General features: G+C 71.1%; 18 protein-coding genes. 15 read left to right on the top strand and 3 right to left on the bottom strand.

Annotated features, from left to right (window positions below):
• Positions 1-157: 157 nt before the first annotated feature.
• The 7 genes from C1729_RS07170 to rplQ all read left to right on the top strand — a co-directional run bounded on the left by C1729_RS07170 (position 158) and on the right by rplQ (position 6,206).
• On the top strand, positions 158-2,722 hold the full coding sequence (locus tag C1729_RS07170) for a LuxR C-terminal-related transcriptional regulator (RefSeq protein WP_129590688.1): 2,565 nt from the start codon (positions 158-160) through the stop codon (positions 2,720-2,722).
• Between the two features lie 259 nt (positions 2,723-2,981).
• Positions 2,982-3,203: a translation initiation factor IF-1 gene (gene infA, locus C1729_RS07165; RefSeq protein ID WP_012867920.1), complete on the top strand. Its 222-nt coding sequence runs from the start codon at positions 2,982-2,984 to the stop codon at positions 3,201-3,203.
• Between the two features lie 81 nt (positions 3,204-3,284).
• Positions 3,285-3,398: a 50S ribosomal protein L36 gene (rpmJ, locus tag C1729_RS07160; protein ID WP_098457534.1), complete on the top strand. Its 114-nt coding sequence runs from the start codon at positions 3,285-3,287 to the stop codon at positions 3,396-3,398.
• A gap of 180 nt (positions 3,399-3,578) precedes the next feature.
• A complete protein-coding gene (rpsM, locus tag C1729_RS07155; RefSeq protein ID WP_102509333.1) occupies positions 3,579-3,953 on the top strand; it encodes a 30S ribosomal protein S13 in 375 nt (124 codons plus the stop codon).
• Positions 3,954-4,030: 77 nt separating this feature from the next.
• On the top strand, positions 4,031-4,438 hold the full coding sequence (rpsK, locus tag C1729_RS07150; protein WP_102509332.1) for a 30S ribosomal protein S11: 408 nt from the start codon (positions 4,031-4,033) through the stop codon (positions 4,436-4,438).
• A gap of 169 nt (positions 4,439-4,607) precedes the next feature.
• Positions 4,608-5,612 carry a DNA-directed RNA polymerase subunit alpha gene (locus C1729_RS07145; protein ID WP_102509331.1) on the top strand — a complete coding sequence of 335 codons (1,005 nt, stop codon included), beginning with the start codon at positions 4,608-4,610 and terminating at the stop codon, positions 5,610-5,612.
• Between the two features lie 63 nt (positions 5,613-5,675).
• Positions 5,676-6,206 carry a 50S ribosomal protein L17 gene (gene rplQ / locus C1729_RS07140; protein ID WP_102509330.1) on the top strand — a complete coding sequence of 177 codons (531 nt, stop codon included), beginning with the start codon at positions 5,676-5,678 and terminating at the stop codon, positions 6,204-6,206.
• Between the two features lie 208 nt (positions 6,207-6,414).
• Here the strand turns inward: rplQ and C1729_RS07135 are convergent, their stop codons facing one another.
• On the bottom strand, positions 6,415-7,191 hold the full coding sequence (locus C1729_RS07135) for an ROK family protein (protein WP_102509329.1): 777 nt from the start codon (positions 7,189-7,191) through the stop codon (positions 6,415-6,417).
• Positions 7,192-7,239: 48 nt separating this feature from the next.
• On the opposite strand from C1729_RS07135, the gene truA reads away from it, so the two are divergent.
• The gene (gene truA, locus C1729_RS07130; RefSeq protein WP_102509328.1) at positions 7,240-8,145 is read left to right on the top strand and encodes a tRNA pseudouridine(38-40) synthase TruA; all 906 of its coding nucleotides are present in this window, start codon (positions 7,240-7,242) and stop codon (positions 8,143-8,145) included.
• Between the two features lie 12 nt (positions 8,146-8,157).
• Here truA and C1729_RS07125 read toward each other — a convergent pair whose 3' ends face one another.
• Positions 8,158-8,619, bottom strand: coding sequence for a DUF5709 domain-containing protein (locus C1729_RS07125; RefSeq protein WP_129590687.1), 462 nt, complete (start codon positions 8,617-8,619; stop codon positions 8,158-8,160).
• Positions 8,620-8,713: 94 nt separating this feature from the next.
• Between C1729_RS07125 and C1729_RS07120 the strand changes: the two genes are divergently transcribed.
• The 7 genes from C1729_RS07120 (at position 8,714) to C1729_RS07090 (ending at position 15,742) form a co-directional block, all read left to right on the top strand.
• On the top strand, positions 8,714-10,396 hold the full coding sequence (locus C1729_RS07120; protein ID WP_102509326.1) for an ABC-F family ATP-binding cassette domain-containing protein: 1,683 nt from the start codon (positions 8,714-8,716) through the stop codon (positions 10,394-10,396).
• Positions 10,397-10,425: 29 nt separating this feature from the next.
• Positions 10,426-11,349 carry an oxygen-dependent tRNA uridine(34) hydroxylase TrhO gene (trhO, locus tag C1729_RS07115; protein WP_102509325.1) on the top strand — a complete coding sequence of 308 codons (924 nt, stop codon included), beginning with the start codon at positions 10,426-10,428 and terminating at the stop codon, positions 11,347-11,349.
• Positions 11,350-11,585: 236 nt separating this feature from the next.
• Positions 11,586-12,029 carry a 50S ribosomal protein L13 gene (rplM, locus tag C1729_RS07110; RefSeq protein WP_102509324.1) on the top strand — a complete coding sequence of 148 codons (444 nt, stop codon included), beginning with the start codon at positions 11,586-11,588 and terminating at the stop codon, positions 12,027-12,029.
• Positions 12,030-12,077: 48 nt separating this feature from the next.
• On the top strand, positions 12,078-12,569 hold the full coding sequence (gene rpsI, locus C1729_RS07105; RefSeq protein ID WP_102509323.1) for a 30S ribosomal protein S9: 492 nt from the start codon (positions 12,078-12,080) through the stop codon (positions 12,567-12,569).
• Between the two features lie 283 nt (positions 12,570-12,852).
• Positions 12,853-14,217 carry a phosphoglucosamine mutase gene (glmM, locus tag C1729_RS07100; RefSeq protein WP_102509322.1) on the top strand — a complete coding sequence of 455 codons (1,365 nt, stop codon included), beginning with the start codon at positions 12,853-12,855 and terminating at the stop codon, positions 14,215-14,217.
• Positions 14,214-14,918: a peptide deformylase gene (locus C1729_RS07095; protein WP_102509321.1), complete on the top strand. Its 705-nt coding sequence runs from the start codon at positions 14,214-14,216 to the stop codon at positions 14,916-14,918. Before glmM ends, C1729_RS07095 begins: the two co-directional genes overlap by 4 nt.
• 125 nt (positions 14,919-15,043) lie before the next feature.
• On the top strand, positions 15,044-15,742 hold the full coding sequence (locus C1729_RS07090; RefSeq protein ID WP_102509320.1) for a DedA family protein: 699 nt from the start codon (positions 15,044-15,046) through the stop codon (positions 15,740-15,742).
• Here the strand turns inward: C1729_RS07090 and coaA are convergent.
• The gene (coaA, locus tag C1729_RS07085) at positions 15,690-16,601 is read right to left on the bottom strand and encodes a type I pantothenate kinase (RefSeq protein ID WP_242493752.1); all 912 of its coding nucleotides are present in this window, start codon (positions 16,599-16,601) and stop codon (positions 15,690-15,692) included. The two genes, C1729_RS07090 and coaA, sit on opposite strands and share 53 nt — an antisense overlap.
• Positions 16,602-16,681 lie beyond the last annotated feature (80 nt).

Genomic DNA, 16,681 nt, shown 5'->3' with positions numbered 1-16,681 from the left:
GCTAGGTGGGTCAAATGGCCCACGAGACCCGTGATCACGTCTTGCCCCCTTTCTGGGTGCCCGCACTCAGGCTCACCCCGGGGTGCCCCGCATAACGTGATCGCAGCCGCCCCGCCGGGCGGGCCACGCCTGTCACGTCTCGGGGGAGCGTGTTGAAATGACCATCGGAGTACCTGTGCGCGCCGACACCGCGCACCACCCGGCCGCACGATCCAACTATCGGGGGCTTCCTCGGACGCAGTCGTCCAGGATCCCCCAGGCCAGAGCCCTCTCCGGCGTCGGCGGACCAGAACCGCTCACCATCGTCCGGGCGCCGCACGGGTTCGGGAAGTCGACCCTTGCCGCGCAGTGGCTGCGCGCGCTCCAGGAGGAGGGCCCCGACGTCGTGTGGCTGGGTGCGGACATCGTCCCCGTCCTTCACGAGGAGCCGGTCGCGGCCTTCTGGACGCAGTTCGTCGCGCGTCTTGTCGAGGTCACGCCCGGCAGTGCCACGCCGCACGGCCCTGTGGGCCCGGACGATGCGCTGCGTCTGCTGCTGTCCCGCGACCGAGCCGTCGTCGTCGTCGTCGACCGGCTCGAGCAGGTGCCCGGTGCCGGGCACGCGCTCGAGAGCGCGCTTCTCGACCTCGTCAAGGCTGCCGAGCAGCTCCACCTCATCGTGTGCGCCCGTGAGGTCGGTCTGCTCGAGGTCGTAGGGTCGGCCACCGTCGACGCACGCGTGCTGCGGCCTGCGGACCTGGCGCTTACGGCGGAGGACGTCGCCGCACTCGCGGCGCAGCAGGGGCTCCCGCTCGGCAGGGAGGCTGCCGCGCAGCTCGTCGAGGACACCGGCGGCTGGCCCGCGCTCGTGCGCGTCGTCCTGGCCGGCACAGCTGTCGCCCACCACGGTGGCGACGAGGTGACGATCGACCTCGACGCAGGTCGCTGGTTCCTTCGCGCCGCGTGGGACGAGTTCGCGACTCCCGGTCTACCTGACCTCGTGCTCCGCACCTCACTCCTCGCGGAGTTCACCGCCGAGCAGGCTGGGGCGCTCTGCCCGGGAATCGACGTCAAGGCAGGTATCTCGGCACTCCAAGGTGCGGGGCTCGTTCGAACCCGGCTCGTCGCCGGCACGGCGGTCCACTCGCACCTCACGGCGGTGCGTCGCGAGTGCGTGCAGCGGCTCCGCACGGAGCAGCCCGACCTCTTCGGTGAGCTGTCGCGTACGGTCGCGCGCGAGCTCCTAGCGGACGGCCGCACAGGCGCCGCCGTCGTCCACCTCGTCCGGGCTCGCCTGTGGGACGAGCTCGTCGAGAGCGTGGAGACCGGCTGGCGCGCCCTCGTCGGGTATGGGGAGCACGAGCTTCTCGGGCTCCTCGAGCGGCTGCCTGCCGAGGTCGTCGCGCGCAGCGCACGTCTCGTCGTCCTGCGTGACTACGTCGCGGTGCGGAGCTCCAGTCCGGATGTCCCCGGTGCTGCGCCGAGCTCCCCGGGCTCGCTCGCGCCACTGCTCCGCCGCATCTACGAAGTCTCTGGCGCCGAGCCCACCGTCTGGGCGCAGGACCCGACAGTGCGTTACCGGGACCTTGCTCCCACCGTGCGTCGAGGGCTGGCGCTCGTCCTGTGCGAGTGGGCGACCGACCGCCTCGTCGCTGGCGACTCGTCGGTCGCGCACGTCGCGTTCGCGGACGCGCACCTCCTTGCCGACGAGCTCGGCGACGTGCGGCTGCGGACGCGTGCCGCGGTCGGCGCCGCGCTCGTGGACGTCGTCCACGGCGAGATCCTCTCGGCGGCGCGGTGGCTGGAGACGCTCGACGCCGATGCGCGCACGGTCCTCGACGCCGAGCCCGCGCTCGCGACGTTCGCGGCAGCGACGCGTGCGCTCGTCGCGATCGGCCGGCTCGACCTGCGGTCGCCCGACCTCGAGGGTCTCCTCGGTGCGGAGGCCGTGGTCGACGAGGCCCGGGGTCTCGTCGAAACGGTGCGCCTCCTCGCGAGCTTGGTGCGAGGTGAGCGCGACTCCGTCGCCGAGGGCGACGAGCCACCGTCGGCCCGGCACGTCCCAGGCGACCCGGACGATCTCGTCGGGACGATCGCGACGTCAGCACGGATCGATCTGCTGCTCGCACAGGGGAGGATCTTCCAGGCGCGATCGCTGCTCGCGCGGGCGGCAGGGCCGGGGCCGTCGTTCATCCTCACCCGGGCGCGCACGGCCTACCACGGCGGCGACTTCGCCCGCGCCGTCGTGCTCGCGCGTCAGGGCCTTGCCATCGAGCCGTCCGTGCCACGCCTGCAGACGGGGATGCTCCTCGTCCTCGCCGCGGCGGAGTCCGCCCGCGGTCACGAGGCGGAGGCCACTGCTGCAGCCCGGGACGCGCTTGCCGCGTGCACGGCGTCGGGGCTCGTCCAGTACCTCGCGTACACGCCTCGTGAGGTCCTGCGCGGGCTGAGCGCGGACGTGCCGGGGCTGGCTGACGCGCTCGACGACCTCGAGAGTCGGGGTGTCGGCGACATCCTGCCCGCGCCGCGAGTCGTCGCGGAACTGTCGGAGCGTGAGCGTGAGGTTCTCGAGACGCTCGCGACCTCGGACTCGCTCGGCGCCGTCGCCCGCAGGCTGTATCTCACGACGAACACCGTGAAGACGCACCTCCGCTCGATCTATCGCAAGCTGGGGACGCACTCCGCGGCCGAGACCGTGCAGCGGGCCGTCGAGTGCGGCCTCATCGAGCCGCCCCAGGACTGAGGCGCGGCACGCTCGATCGTGCTCCACCGCCTCGGGGCGGGCCCTCGACGGGGCCCGCCCCGAGGTGTGACGGCACCCACGACATCCGGGCTTTCTCATCCTTGCTGTATCGCGTAGGATGGTGCGTTGGCATGTGTCATGCATGCCGACCATCCCTGGTGCGGACCTCCTGACGCTACGTCGTCGGTCGGGCCGTGCCTGGAGGCATCCGACCGGGTGCCGGTCCGGATGGGACGTACAACCAGGAGCAGCGGAGGACATGGCGAAGAAGGACGGCGTCATCGAGATCGAGGGCAGCGTTGTCGAAGCCCTGCCGAACGCGATGTTCCGCGTGGAGCTGGCCAACGGCCACAAGGTCCTCGCGCACATCTCGGGCAAGATGCGACAGCACTACATCCGGATCCTCCCCGAGGACCGTGTGGTGGTCGAGCTGAGCCCGTACGACCTGTCCCGCGGCCGGATCGTCTACCGCTACAAGTAACCCGTCCCCGAGACACTGCCGTCGGACGGACGTGCGCACCCTGCGGGGTGCGGGCGGCCGGGCGAGGGCGGAGGAACCACGATGAAGGTCAAGCCCAGCGTCAAGAAGATCTGCGACAAGTGCAAGGTGATCCGTCGCCACGGCCGCGTCCAGGTCATCTGCGAGAACGTGCGGCACAAGCAGCGCCAGGGCTGATCTGACGATCAGCACCAGCCTGCACGTGTAGGTACGAGCAGACCCGCCCCGCACGGGGCATCAGCGCACCACCACCTGAGGTCCACGGACCGACGGAACCCTCGGCTCGGAGGCCGGGGCCCGCAGAAGGCGGGGAGGTGGTGCGGCAGACCTCCGAACGCACTTCAGGAGCCACGACACATGGCACGTCTTGTTGGCGTCGACCTCCCCCGCGAGAAGCGGGTCGAGATCGCGCTCACCTACATCTACGGCGTGGGTCGCACCCGCGCCCAGCAGGCTGTCGCCGCGACCGGCATCAGCCCCGAGGTTCGCGTTAAGGACCTCGGCGAGGCAGAGCTCGTTGCTCTGCGTGACTACCTCGAGGGCAACTTCAAGCTCGAGGGTGACCTCCGTCGTGAGGTGGCTGCCGACATCCGCCGCAAGGTCGAGATCGGCTGCTACGAGGGCCTGCGTCACCGCCGTGGCCTTCCCGTGCGTGGACAGCGCACGAAGACCAACGCGCGTACCCGCAAGGGCCCCAAGCGCACCGTGGCCGGCAAGAAGAAGGCCCGCTGACGCGCTAGCAGCAGTCCACGCAGCGACCCCCGGTTCGCAGCGTGGTTCGACGACCTCAACCAGGAGAGATTTAGGATATGCCTCCCAAGACTCGTGCCGCGTCCGCCGCGCGCAAGCCTCGTCGCAAGGACAAGAAGAACATCGCGGTGGGCCAGGCCCACATCAAGTCGACGTTCAACAACACGATCGTCTCGATCACCGACCCCACCGGCGCCGTCATCTCGTGGGCGTCCTCGGGCCAGGTCGGCTTCAAGGGCTCCCGCAAGTCGACGCCCTTCGCCGCGCAGCTCGCCGCTGAGGCCGCCGCGCGCCGTGCCCAGGAGCACGGCATGAAGAAGGTCGACGTCTTCGTCAAGGGTCCCGGCTCCGGCCGTGAGACCGCGATCCGCTCGCTCCAGGCCGCTGGCCTCGAGGTGGGCTCGATCCAGGACGTCACGCCCCAGGCTCACAACGGGTGCCGTCCCCCGAAGCGCCGCCGCGTCTGATCCGCGCAACGCACCGCCGGGCCGGTCGCTCGACCGGCCCGGCGGAGCAGCGCCGCACCATGGTGCGGCACACGACTTACCACGTCGTTTGTCTCGCGGGTCCACCCGTCAGGCAGCTCTTCATCCGTGAGACGTCATATGGCGGACGCTCACTGAAAGGACAGAACCAGTGCTGATCGCACAGCGCCCCACGCTGACCGAAGAGGTCATCTCGGAGAACCGTTCGCGCTTCTCCATCGAGCCGCTCGAGCCCGGCTTCGGATACACGCTCGGCAACTCGCTGCGCCGTACGCTCCTGTCGTCGATCCCGGGCGCGTCCGTGACCTCCATCCGCATCGACGGTGTGCTCCACGAGTTCACCACGGTGCCGGGGGTCAAGGAGGACGTCACCGAGATCATCCTCAACATCAAGGGTCTCGTCGTCTCGTCCGAGAACGACGAGCCCGTCGTCATGTATCTGCGCAAGCAGGGCTCCGGTGCGGTGACCGCTGCGGACATCGTCCCGCCGGCGGGCGTCGAGGTGCACAACCCCGACCTCCACATCGCGACCCTCAACGAGAAGGGCAAGCTCGAGATCGAGCTCACCGTCGAGCGTGGCCGTGGCTACGTCTCGGCAGCGCAGAACAAGTCGTTCGACGCCGAGATCGGTCGTATCCCCGTCGACTCGATCTACTCGCCCGTCCTCAAGGTGACCTACAAGGTCGAGGCGACGCGTGTCGAGCAGCGCACGGACTTCGACAAGCTCATCGTCGACGTCGAGACGAAGCCCGCGATCTCGCCGCGTGACGCCCTCGCGTCCGCCGGCAAGACGCTGGTCGAGCTCTTCGGCCTCGCCCGTGAGCTCAACGTCGAGGCCGAGGGCATCGAGATCGGCCCGTCCCCGACGGACGCCGCGCTCGCGCAGGACCTCGCGCTGCCCATCGAGGAGCTCCAGCTGACGATCCGCTCGTACAACTGCCTCAAGCGTGAGGGCGTCCACACCGTGGGCGAGCTCGTGTCGCGCAGCGAGGCTGACCTCCTCGACATCCGCAACTTCGGCTCGAAGTCGATCACCGAGGTCAAGGAGAAGCTGGCCGGTCTCGGCCTCGCTCTCAAGGACTCGATTGTCGACTTCGACCAGACCGGCGTCTACGGCGACGGTGACGCGGGCGACTACGACTCCGCGCAGTACTGACGTGGTCCGCCCGGTGCCTGACGCGCGCCGCGGCGACCGAACCCATCTCTAGGAGCAACTTCAATGCCTACCCCCAGCAAGGGCGCACGGCTCGGTGGCAGCCCGTCGCACGAGCGCAAGATCCTCGCGAACCTCGCCTCGCAGCTCATCACGCACGGCCAGATCACGACGACCGAGTCGCGTGCCCGCCGCCTGCGTCCCGTCGTTGAGCGTCACATCACGTTCGCGAAGCGTGGCGACCTCGCCGCACGTCGTCGCGTGCTGCGGACGCTCACGGACAAGACCGTCGTCCACATCCTCTTCACCGAGGTGGCACCGCAGATGGCGGAGCGTCAGGGCGGCTACACCCGCATCATCAAGATCGCGCCGCGCAAGGGCGACAACGCCCCCATGGCCGTCATCGAGCTCGTGACCGAGCCCGTGTCGCCGAAGCAGGCCGTCGTCCGTGAGGCGACCAAGGCTGCTGAGAAGGCCGCCAAGGTTCCGACCCCGGCGTCCGCGAAGTCGGCTGACTCGCCCGAGTCGGCGGACTCGCCCGACTCGGCGCCGTCGGCTGCCTCGGCCGAGGAGACCGCGGAGGAGACGAAGGCCTGAGCCTGAGTCCCGTCGTCGAGAGCCCGTGCACCGGAAGGTGCACGGGCTCTCGTGCGTCTGGGGGCGGGACCGGGTCAGGTAACGAGGTGAGTGGTCGCGGCCAGTCTCGTGCCCGGCAAGTTCGGTGCCGCCCGCTCAGTCGCCCGCGTGCCCGACCGACGCGATTTCCGCCGGGGCGCCCGCCACGTCCGTTCGGCAAGAGCCCTGCTCAGGCGCCCGCCGAGCCCCAGAGCTGCCACGCGCGGACACCTCCGACGAGGGCCGCGGAGTTCGGGACGACGACGACCTCGGGGCCGAGCCGCTCGAGCACGGTCGGCGTGAGGCGACGTGCGTTGCCGCCGCCCAGGTGGAGCCGGTCCCAGCGGAAGACGGGTGCGAGCCCCTCGACGGCCCGCAGGACGCGGCGTGACCACAGGCCGTCGCCCAGGCGACGGCGTTCCTGCTCGCCGAGGTACTGGTCGTAGGTCGTCCCGCGCCTCACCGGCGCGTGCGAGAACTCGAGGTGCGGCGCAAGGACACCGCCGTCGAAGTGCGCCGAGCCGAGCCCGGTACCGAGCGTGAGGACGAGCTCGAGGCCGACACCGGCGACGACGCCCGCGCCGTGGAGCTCCGCGTCGTTGACGACAAGCGTCGGCAGCCCTGTCGCATCCGCGAGGGCAGCCCGCAGGTCGTGGCCGTCCCACGCCTGGACGAGTCGCGGGTCGACGCGCGTGCGGGGGCCGTCGACGGTGACGTAGTGGGGTGTCGCGACGACGACCCCGCGCCGGATCATGCCGGGGAGCCCGACAGAGAGCCTGTCGGCCGCAGGGAGTGATGCGGCGATCTCGACGATCGTGCGGACGAGCAGCGCGGGGGGCAGCGGGTAGGAGGTCGGGACCCGTGTCGCCGGTGCGTGCTGGGTGCCGGCGTCGTCGAGGACCGCGGCCTTGAGCCCGCCGCCCCCGCAGTCGACGGTGAGGGTGAGCGGTCCGTGGTTGTGCGCCATGGGTTCACGGTAGTGCGGCGGTGGGGCGAGGCAGCGCGGTGCGCGATGATGGACGGCGTGATCCGCGTCCGACTCGACCTCGCCTACCGTGGCACCGACTTCGCGGGCTGGGCTCGCCAGCCTGCGCTCCGCACCGTGCAGGGCACGCTCGAGGAGGGGCTGGTGCGGGTGCTCCGGCTCGACGACGTGCGCCTCACCGTCGCGGGCCGCACCGATGCCGGCGTCCACGCGCGCGGTCAGGTCGCGCACCTCGACGTGCCAGACGCCGCATGGGACGCGCTGCCCGGACGTTCGGGACGCCCGCCCGGAGACGCTCTCGTCGCGCGTCTTGCTGGCGTCCTGCCGAACGACGTCGTCGTCCGCAGGGCCGCGCGAGCGCCGGATGGCTTCGACGCGCGCTTCGGGGCGCTCGCCCGTCGCTACACGTACCGGGTCGCGGACGACGCCGCGCGTTTCGACCCCCTCGCGCGCGACCACGTCCTGTGGCACCGCAGACCGCTCGACGTCGAGGCGATGGACCGGGCGATGGCGCCGCTCATCGGGCTGCGTGACTTCGCGTCGTACTGCAAGCCGCGTCCGGGCGCGACGACGATCCGGGAGCTCCAGGAGCTCACGTGGCGTCGCGAGACGTCCGGCCCTGAGGCCGGCCTTCTTCTCGCGTCGGTCCGGGCGGACGCCTTCTGCCACAACATGGTGCGTGCGCTCGTCGGCGCGTCCCTCGCCGTGGGGGAGGGGCGGCGCCCGGAGTCGTGGCCGCTCGAGGTGCTCGAGGCACGCTCACGCGTCGGTGGTCCGACGGTCGTCGCGCCCCACGGGCTCGTCCTCGAGGAGGTCGTCTACCCGCCGGACGCCGAGCTCGCGGCGCGCGCCGAGCGCGTCCGAGCGCGCCGGCTCGACGAGGAGGTCCTCGACGCGGCCGGGAACGTCGTGCCGGGCGCACCGACCGGCGACTGACCCGGTAGCCGGTCAGGCGCCCTCGTCGCGCCCGTCGAGCGCGGCATCGTCATCGGGGTCGGCGACGGGTTCGCCCGCCGTGCGGGCGTCGTCCGCCTCGAGGCCGTCCCCGGTGACGACGTGCACCGCGAGCTCCTCCTCCGTGGGAGCGCCACCGTCGACGCCGGCAGCGGTCGCGTAGACGTCGTTCTCACGCTCCGGCATGCCGCCGTCGTCGGCGACGAGCCGACCTGCGAGGTTCTCGTCGCGGGAACTCTCCCGCGCATCCTCGGGGACCTCCTGGGCGAGCCGCCGGTCGAGCGGTTCGTCGTGGGCCGTCTCCCACTCCGAGGAGCCCCAGCGTCGTGTCGTGTCGGTGAGGGGAGGGTCGTAGCTCGCCTCGGCGACGTCGGCGCTCTCGTCGAGCAGCATGTCCTCGGGCGCGGGCTGCTCCGCGCCCTTCTCGGCGCCCTCGGGGACGATCGAGTCCGTCATGATGGCCTCCTTCGTGTCCCTTCCCACGGTGCCACGGCGGAGCGGGCCCGGCCAGCGCACGGCCGTGCGCCGGCCGGGTGGGAGGATGTCACTCATGGGTCATGTCGACGTCTCCGGGGTCTCCTACACGCTTCCCGACGGCCGCGAACTGCTCGCGGACGTCTCGTTCCGCGTGGGTGACGGCGCCAAGGTCGCGCTCGTCGGGCCCAACGGTGCCGGCAAGACCACCCTGCTGCGCCTCGTCACGGGGGAGCTCGCACCCCACGCGGGCAAGGTGTCGCGCTCGGGCGGGCTCGGGGTCATGGACCAGATGATCGGGCGGGTCGACGACGCGCGCACCGTGCGCGACGTCCTCGCGGAGCTTGCGCACGACGCGATCCGGGCCGCGTCGAGGGAGCTCGACGCGGCCGAGACGCTCATGATGGAGCACGACGACGAGCCGACGCAGATGCGCTATGCCCAGGCGATCGCCGACTGGGCGGACGTCGGCGGCTACGAGGCCGAGGCTACGTGGGACGAGGTGACGGACGAGGTCCTCTCGATCCCGTTCGAAAGGGCGCAGCACCGCGAGCTGCGGACGCTGTCGGGAGGCGAGCAGAAGAGGCTCGTCCTCACGGCGCTGCTGCGCGGTCCCGACGAGGTCCTGCTGCTCGACGAGCCGGACAACTACCTCGACGTCCCGACGAAGCTCTGGCTCGAGGAGCAAATCGTCGCGTCCCCGAAGACGATCCTCTACGTCACGCACGACCGTGAGCTCCTCGCGCGGACCGCGACGGCGGTTGCGACGATCGAGCAGACGTCGCTCGGCGGCGACGTGTGGGTGCACGGCGGGGGCTTCGACACGTACCTCGAGGCGCGCAAGGACCGGACCGCGCGGCTCGAGGAGTTGCGGCGGCGGTGGGAGGAGGAGCATGCGAAGCTCCGCACCCTCGTCATGACGCTCAAGACGCGCTCGGCGTTCAACGACGGGCTCGCGAGCCGTTACCAGGCAGCTCAGACGCGCCTGCGGAAGTTCGAGGAGGCGGGGCCGCCGCAGCTCGTCGCACGCGAGCAGGACGTGCGGGTGCGGCTCGTCGGAGGGCGTACCGCCAAGCGAGCGGTCGTGTGCGAGGACCTCGAGCTTGCGGGGCTCATGCGGCCGTTCTCGACCGAGGTCTGGTACGGCGAGCGCGTCGCGGTGCTCGGGTCGAACGGCTCGGGCAAGTCGCACTTCATGCGGCTGCTCGCGGGCGGTGGCACGGATCCCGGGCCCGATCAGGCGCCCGTCGAGCAGGGGCGCGTCGCCCGCGTCGAGCACACGGGACGCGCGACGCTCGGCTCGCGCGTGAGGCCCGGGTTCTTCGCGCAGAACGACCCGCACCCGGAGCTCGTCGGCACGACGCTTCTCGACATCCTCCACCGCGGTGAGGGGCATCGTGCGGGCATGGGGCGTGAGCAGGCGTCGAAGGCACTCGACCGGTACGAACTCGTCGAGCAGGCCGAGCAACGTTACGAGACGCTCTCGGGCGGGCAGCAGGCCCGCCTGCAGATCCTCCTGCTCGAGCTCGGCGGCGCGACGCTCCTCCTCCTCGACGAGCCGACCGACAACCTCGACCTCCACTCGGCCGAGGCCCTCGAGCGTGGTCTTGCGGCGTTCGACGGCACGGTGCTCGCGGTGACGCACGACCGCTGGTTCGCCCGCGGCTTCGACAGGTTCCTCGTCTTCGGGGCCGACGGGGTTGTGCTCGAGTCCGACGTGCCGGTGTGGGACTCCGGGCGGGTCGAGCGCGCACGCTGAACGTCACGCGCACGGCCTAGTCTGGTCGTGTGGCCACCTTCCGCACCGTTCTCTTCTACGCGTTCGCCCCTGTTGCCGACCCGGCGGCGGTGAGACTCTGGCAGCGTGAGCTCGCCGGCCGCTGGAACCTCACGGGACGTGTCATCGTCGCGCCGCACGGCATCAACGCGACGCTCGGCGGGCGCGTCGAGGACCTCAAGCAGTACGTCAAAGGGACGCGGCAGTACCCGGGGTTCGAGCGGCTCGACGTCAAGTGGGCGGCGGGCACTGGCGAGGACTTCCCGCGGCTCAGCGTCAAGGTGCGGCCCGAGCTCGTGGCGTTCGGCGCTCCCGACGCGGTGCGGCTGGGGCCCGACGGGATCGAGGGCGGCGGGACGCGCCTCGACGCCGACGGGCTCGACGCGCTCGTCGCCGAGAGGGGCGGGGACGTCGTCATGCTTGACGGCCGCAACGCGTACGAGGCGAGCATCGGGCGCTTCCGTGGGGCCTTCGTGCCCGACGTCACGACGAGCCGCGACTTCCTCGGCGAGATCGAGGCCGGGCGCTGGGACCACCTCAAGGACCGTGCGGTCGTCACGTACTGCACGGGTGGCGTGCGCTGCGAGGTCCTCTCGGTGCTGCTCAAGGACCGGGGATTCGCCGAGGTCTACCAGATGGACGGCGGCATTGTCCGCTACGTCGAGGCGCGGGGTGCCTCGGGGTTGTGGGATGGGTCGCTCTACGTGTTTGACGGCCGCGGGCACGTCGAGGCGGCGGGCGCCCGTTCTCTTGGGACGTGCGAGCGGTGCGGGGCGTCGACGGCGCGATTCGAGAACTGCGCGGACGCCGGGTGTCGCACGGAGCGGCTCGTGTGCGAGGGCTGCGCGGCCGTGACGGCGGGGGAGCGCTGCCCGACGTGCGTGGTGGAGCGCCCCACGGGGTGGGTCGCCCGGGAGGGTGTCGGGGTTCGGTGAGCCCGGGCGGCGTGCCGGGACGGTGGTGCTGCTCGGCGCGCGCGGGTGTGACGCACGTGTCTCCCCTCACGCTTTGACCCCGCCCCGTGGCGGCAGGTATCCTTGCAAGTCGTTGTGCTTCCAGCCGTGACCGGTGCCTCCCACTCGCCAGGTCGTGAGAGAAGCCTTCAACCGACCTCGCCGGCACGTTCTGATGTGCCGGAGAAGACACAGCAACCGAAACGAAGGCTACGACCGTGCGTACGTACACCCCGAAGCCCGGCGACGTCCAGCGCGACTGGTACGTCATCGACGCGACCGACGTCGTCCTGGGCCGTCTCGCCAGCCAGGTGGCAACCCTGCTGCGTGGCAAGCACAAGCCCACCTTCGCCCCGCACGTCGATGGCGGCGACTTCGTCGTCATCATCAACGCCGAGAAGGTTGCCCTCACGGGCAACAAGCGGGAGCAGAAGCTGGCTTACCGTCACTCCGGGTTCCCGGGTGGCCTCTCGGCCACCTCTTACTCCGAGCTGCTCGAGAAGAACCCCGAGCGCGCCGTGGAGAAGGCCGTCCGCGGCATGCTCCCCAAGACGACGCTTGGCCGTCAGCAGCTCGGCAAGCTCAAGGTCTATGCGGGTGCCGAGCACCCGCACGCCGCGCAGCAGCCCAAGCCGTACGAGATCACCCAGGTCGCTCAGTAGGCTCCCGCCTGCTGATCGGACGCATCCAAGGACGCGAGGACACCTACAGTGGCCGACACCACCGTCGACAACGACACCCTGGGCGAGGACGTGCCCAGCAGCTACACCTCCGAGACCCCCGCTGCGCAGCAGGGCCGCGGCCAGAGCATCACTGCTCCTGGTCAGGCCCTCGGTCGCCGCAAGCAGGCGATCGCGCGCGTGCGCCTCGTCCCCGGCACGGGTCAGTGGAAGATCAACGGCCGCACCCTGGAGGACTACTTCCCCAACAAGGTGCACCAGCAGCTCGTGAGCTCGCCGTTCACGACCGTTGACGTCGAGGGCCGTTTCGACGTCATCGCCCGCATCGCGGGTGGCGGCACCTCGGGCCAGGCCGGCGCGCTGCGCCTCGGCATCGCCCGTGCGCTCAACGAGATCGACCGTGAGGCCAACCGCCCCGCGCTCAAGAAGGCCGGGCTGCTCACGCGTGACGCCCGCGCCGTCGAGCGCAAGAAGGCCGGTCTCAAGAAGGCCCGCAAGGCTCCTCAGTACTCCAAGCGCTGAGCCAGCCCCGCGCTGCATCGTTCGAAGGGCCCGACGGTTTCCGTCGGGCCCTTCGGGCTTCATCTGGGCTAGCGACCAGGGCCCAGCAGCGTGGAGCGCCGCATGGGAGCGCAACCTCGGGCGGTACGCTGGTGGGCGGCGCCCGGCCATGTCGTCCCACGAGGAGCGGGACGGGGTGGTGCGCGGAGGGATACCGCGCACGATGGCGCCGTCAGAACCCGGACGACCGGGCCACCAGCGACACACGCGGTCCTCCGAGGGCCCGCGGGGCAAGGAGCGACCCATGGGTCGGCTGTTCGGGACCGACGGCGTGCGAGGGCTCGCCAACCGGGACATCACCGCAGAGCTCGCGCTCGACCTCGGGGCGGCCGCAGCGCATGTCCTCGGCACGTCGGGTAGTTTCAAGGGATCTCGACCCCGCGCTGTCGTCGGACGTGACCCGCGGATCTCGGGCGAGTTCCTCTCCTCCGCGCTGTGCGCGGGCCTCGCGAGCGCGGGGGTCGACGTCGTCAACCTCGGCGTCCTGCCGACGCCGGGGGTCGCGTACCTCACCGCGACCGGGAACGTCGACCTCGGCGTCGTCATCTCCGCGTCGCACAACGCCATGCCGGACAACGGCATCAAGTTCTTCGCGCGCGGCGGGCTCAAGCTCGCCGACGACGTCGAGGACGCGATCGAGGCCAGGCTCCACGAGGAGTGGGAGCGTCCGACGGGCGCCGGCGTCGGGTACATCACCACGGACCGTGGGACGGCGCTCGAGTCCTACGTCGAGCACCTCATCGCCGCGATCGGCGCCGACGGCGACAACACCCCGCTCGAGGGCCTGCGCATCGCGGTCGACTGCGCCAATGGCGCAGCGAGCGAGGTCGGCCCCGCGGCGTTGCGTGCCGCAGGAGCGGATGTCGTCGTCATCAACGCGAGCCCCGACGGGCGGAACATCAACGAGCTCTGCGGCTCGACGCACCCGGAGCAGCTCCAGGCTGTCGTCGTCGCGTCAGGCGCCGACTTCGGCGTCGCGTTCGACGGCGACGCGGACCGTTGCCTCGCGGTCGACCGCCGCGGCAACCTCGTCGACGGCGACGCGATCATGGGCGTCCTCGCCCTCGCGCTCAAGGACGAGGGGCGTCTCGCGCAGGACACGCTCGTCGTGACGATCATGAGCAACCTCGGGCTCATCCTTGCCATGCGAGACGCGGGCATCGCCACGGTGCAGACAGGTGTCGGCGACCGCTACGTCCTCGAGGCGATGCGCGAGGGCGGCTACTCTCTCGGCGGCGAGCAGTCGGGGCACATTATCCTCGCCGAGAACGCGTCGACGGGGGACGGGGTGCTCACGGCGCTCACGCTCGCGCACCGTGTCATGGCGACCGGCCGGCCGCTCGACGAGCTTGCCGCGGCGATCCCGCGCCTGCCGCAGGCGCTCCTCAACGTGCCGGGCGTCGACAAGGCACGCGCCGCGACGGACGAGGGTCTGCTCTCGGCCGTCCACGACGCCGAGAAGCTCCTCGGTGGGACGGGGCGCGTCGTCCTGCGGCCGTCGGGCACCGAGGCGCTCGTCCGCGTCATGGTCGAGGCCGCGACCCAGCAGCAGGCCGACGGCGTCGCGGCTCGGCTCGCCGACGTCGTGCGTGACAGGCTCACTCTGTGACTGCTTTCCCCGGCACCGTCGTCCCCGACGTCCGTGACGCGGTCCGCGCGCTCCTCGACGCCCACCCCGACGGGGTCCTGCCGATCGTCCAGGCGGGGCATTCCGTCCTGCGGCAGGAAGCAGCGCCCTACACCGGGCAGCTCGGTGACGTGCTCGACGACCTCCTCGCCGCGATGGTCGCGACGATGCGCGCCGCGCCCGGCGTCGGGCTGGCCGCGCCGCAGATCGGCGTGGGCCTCGCGATCGCCGTGCTCGAGGATCCCGGCCTCCCCGCCGGGTACGAGGCCGCCGCGGACGCCCGCGAGCGTGCGACCCTGCCGCTGCGCGTCCTCGTCAACCCGGTCTACGAGCCCGTCGACGACGAGCGTGTGACGTTCTACGAGGGCTGCCTGAGCGTCGAGGGCTATCAGGCGGCCGTGGCCCGGCACCGGAGCGTCCGCGTGCGCGGTCTCGACGCGACCGGCACGACCGTCGACGAGGTCGTCCGCGGCTGGCCCGCGCGCATCATCCAGCACGAGACCGACCATCTCCACGGCACCCTCTACGTCGACCGCGCCGAAACGCGCTCGCTCTGCGCGACGGCGACGTACGCGTCACTGTGGGCCGACGAGGCCGTCCCCGCCAGGGCCGCCCGCGAGCTCGGTTTCCCGCTCGAGGTCGCGTCCGACGAGCGACGGAGCGCGATTCCGTCCGTGGGATGATGTGTGGCGTGGCAGTGTCGCCGACGATGGTCGTGGCACTCGGACGGCGAGGACCTTTCCCCGTGCCGCGCCCCGCTCGCCGCGCCTAGCGTGGAGGGCACCATCCCGCCGGACGACAGGACCTCATGATCGAGCTCGTCACGCAGATCGCCGCCGACGTCGAGGCATGGATCCTCGCCCTCACATCGTCGTGGTGGGTCTTCGTCGCGCTGTTCGCGCTGTGCACGATCGACGGGTTCTTCCCGCCGGTGCCGAGCGAGTCAATCGTCATCACGCTGGCCGTCACCGCGCACACGACCGGAATGCCGAACATCTGGCTCGTGCTCGTCGTCGCGATGGCGGGGGCATGGTGCGGCGACCAGATCGCGTTCTCACTGGGCCGCTGGATCAGCACTGACCGCATCCCGTGGCTCCGCACCCAGCGCGGCCGCAGAGCTGTCGAGCGTGCCGAGCGGGCCATCGCGCACCGCGGGGCGTCGTTCATCCTCGGTGCGCGCTACGTGCCAATCGGCCGCGTCGCGGTCAACATGACGGCGGGAGCGGTCGGGTACCGCCGAGAGCGCTTCGTTGCGGTGACGACCGTCGCCGCGATCATGTGGGCGGTCTACTCGGTGCTCATCGGGCTCGCCGCGGCGACGTGGCTCGGGCACTCGACGCTCCTCGCGATGGGCGTCGGTGTCGTCGGCGGTGTCCTCACGGGCTTCGCCATCGACCGGGTCATGGCGAGGGTCGCACGCCGGCGGGCGGGACGTGCCGGTGCGCGTGAGCCCGTCACAACTTCCGCAGCCGCACCCGTTGGATCGAGTGGTTCGGTCCCTTCGTGAGCACGAGCGTCGCGCGTGAGCGCGTCGGCAGGATGTTCTCGACGAGGTTGGGCGCGTTGATCGTGTCCCAGATCGACTCCGCCTTCGCGATCGCCTCGTCGTCCGTGAGCTCGGCGTAGCGGCGGAAGTACGACTCGGGCCGCGCGAACGCTGTCTCCCGCAGCGAGAGGAAGCGGTCGATGTACCACTGCTTGACGTCCGACGTGCGTCCGTCGACGTAGATCGAGAAGTCGAAGAAGTCGCTCACCGCGAGGCTCGACGCGCTGTCGACCGAGGGCCGCGCCGGCTGGAGGACGTTGAGCCCCTCGACGATGAGGACGTCGGGGCGGCGCACCACGACGTGCTCGTCCGGGACGATGTCGTAGGTGAGGTGCGAGTAGACGGGAGCGCGGACCTCCGCGTGGCCCGCCTTGACCTTCGTGAGGAACCGCACGAGAGCGCGCCGGTCGAACGACTCGGGGAAGCCCTTGCGCTCCATGAGTCCGCGACGCTCGAGCTCGGCGTTGGGCAGGAGGAAGCCGTCGGTCGTCACGAGCTGGACGTTGGGCGTCTCGGGCCAGCGGGCCAGGAGGTGGCGCAGGACACGGGACGTCGTGGACTTGCCGACCGCGACTGAGCCCGCGACGCCGATGACGTACGGCGTCGGTGGTGCGTCCTCGTGGAGGAACGTCGACGTCGCGGCGTGCAGGCCGCGCGTTGCCGTGACGTAGAGGTTGAGCAGACGCGAGATGGGGTGGTAGATCGCCTCGACTTCGGGAAGCCCGATGGGGTCGCCGAGGCCGCGCAGGCCGTCGAGGTCGGCAGCGGTGAGCGGCAGCGGCGTCGATGCGGCGAGTCGGCTCCAGGCGGTGCGGTCCATCTCCACGTAGGGGGACCGTGGTACCGGAGGGGTCGGAGTCACCGTGCGATTGTCCACCCCGGAGGGCTGTGACGCGAAAC

This window comes from Sanguibacter massiliensis (assembly GCF_900240335.1).
Taxonomy (GTDB): domain Bacteria; phylum Actinomycetota; class Actinomycetes; order Actinomycetales; family Cellulomonadaceae; genus Flavimobilis; species Flavimobilis massiliensis.
This window is presented reverse-complemented; position numbering and strand designations above follow the sequence as displayed.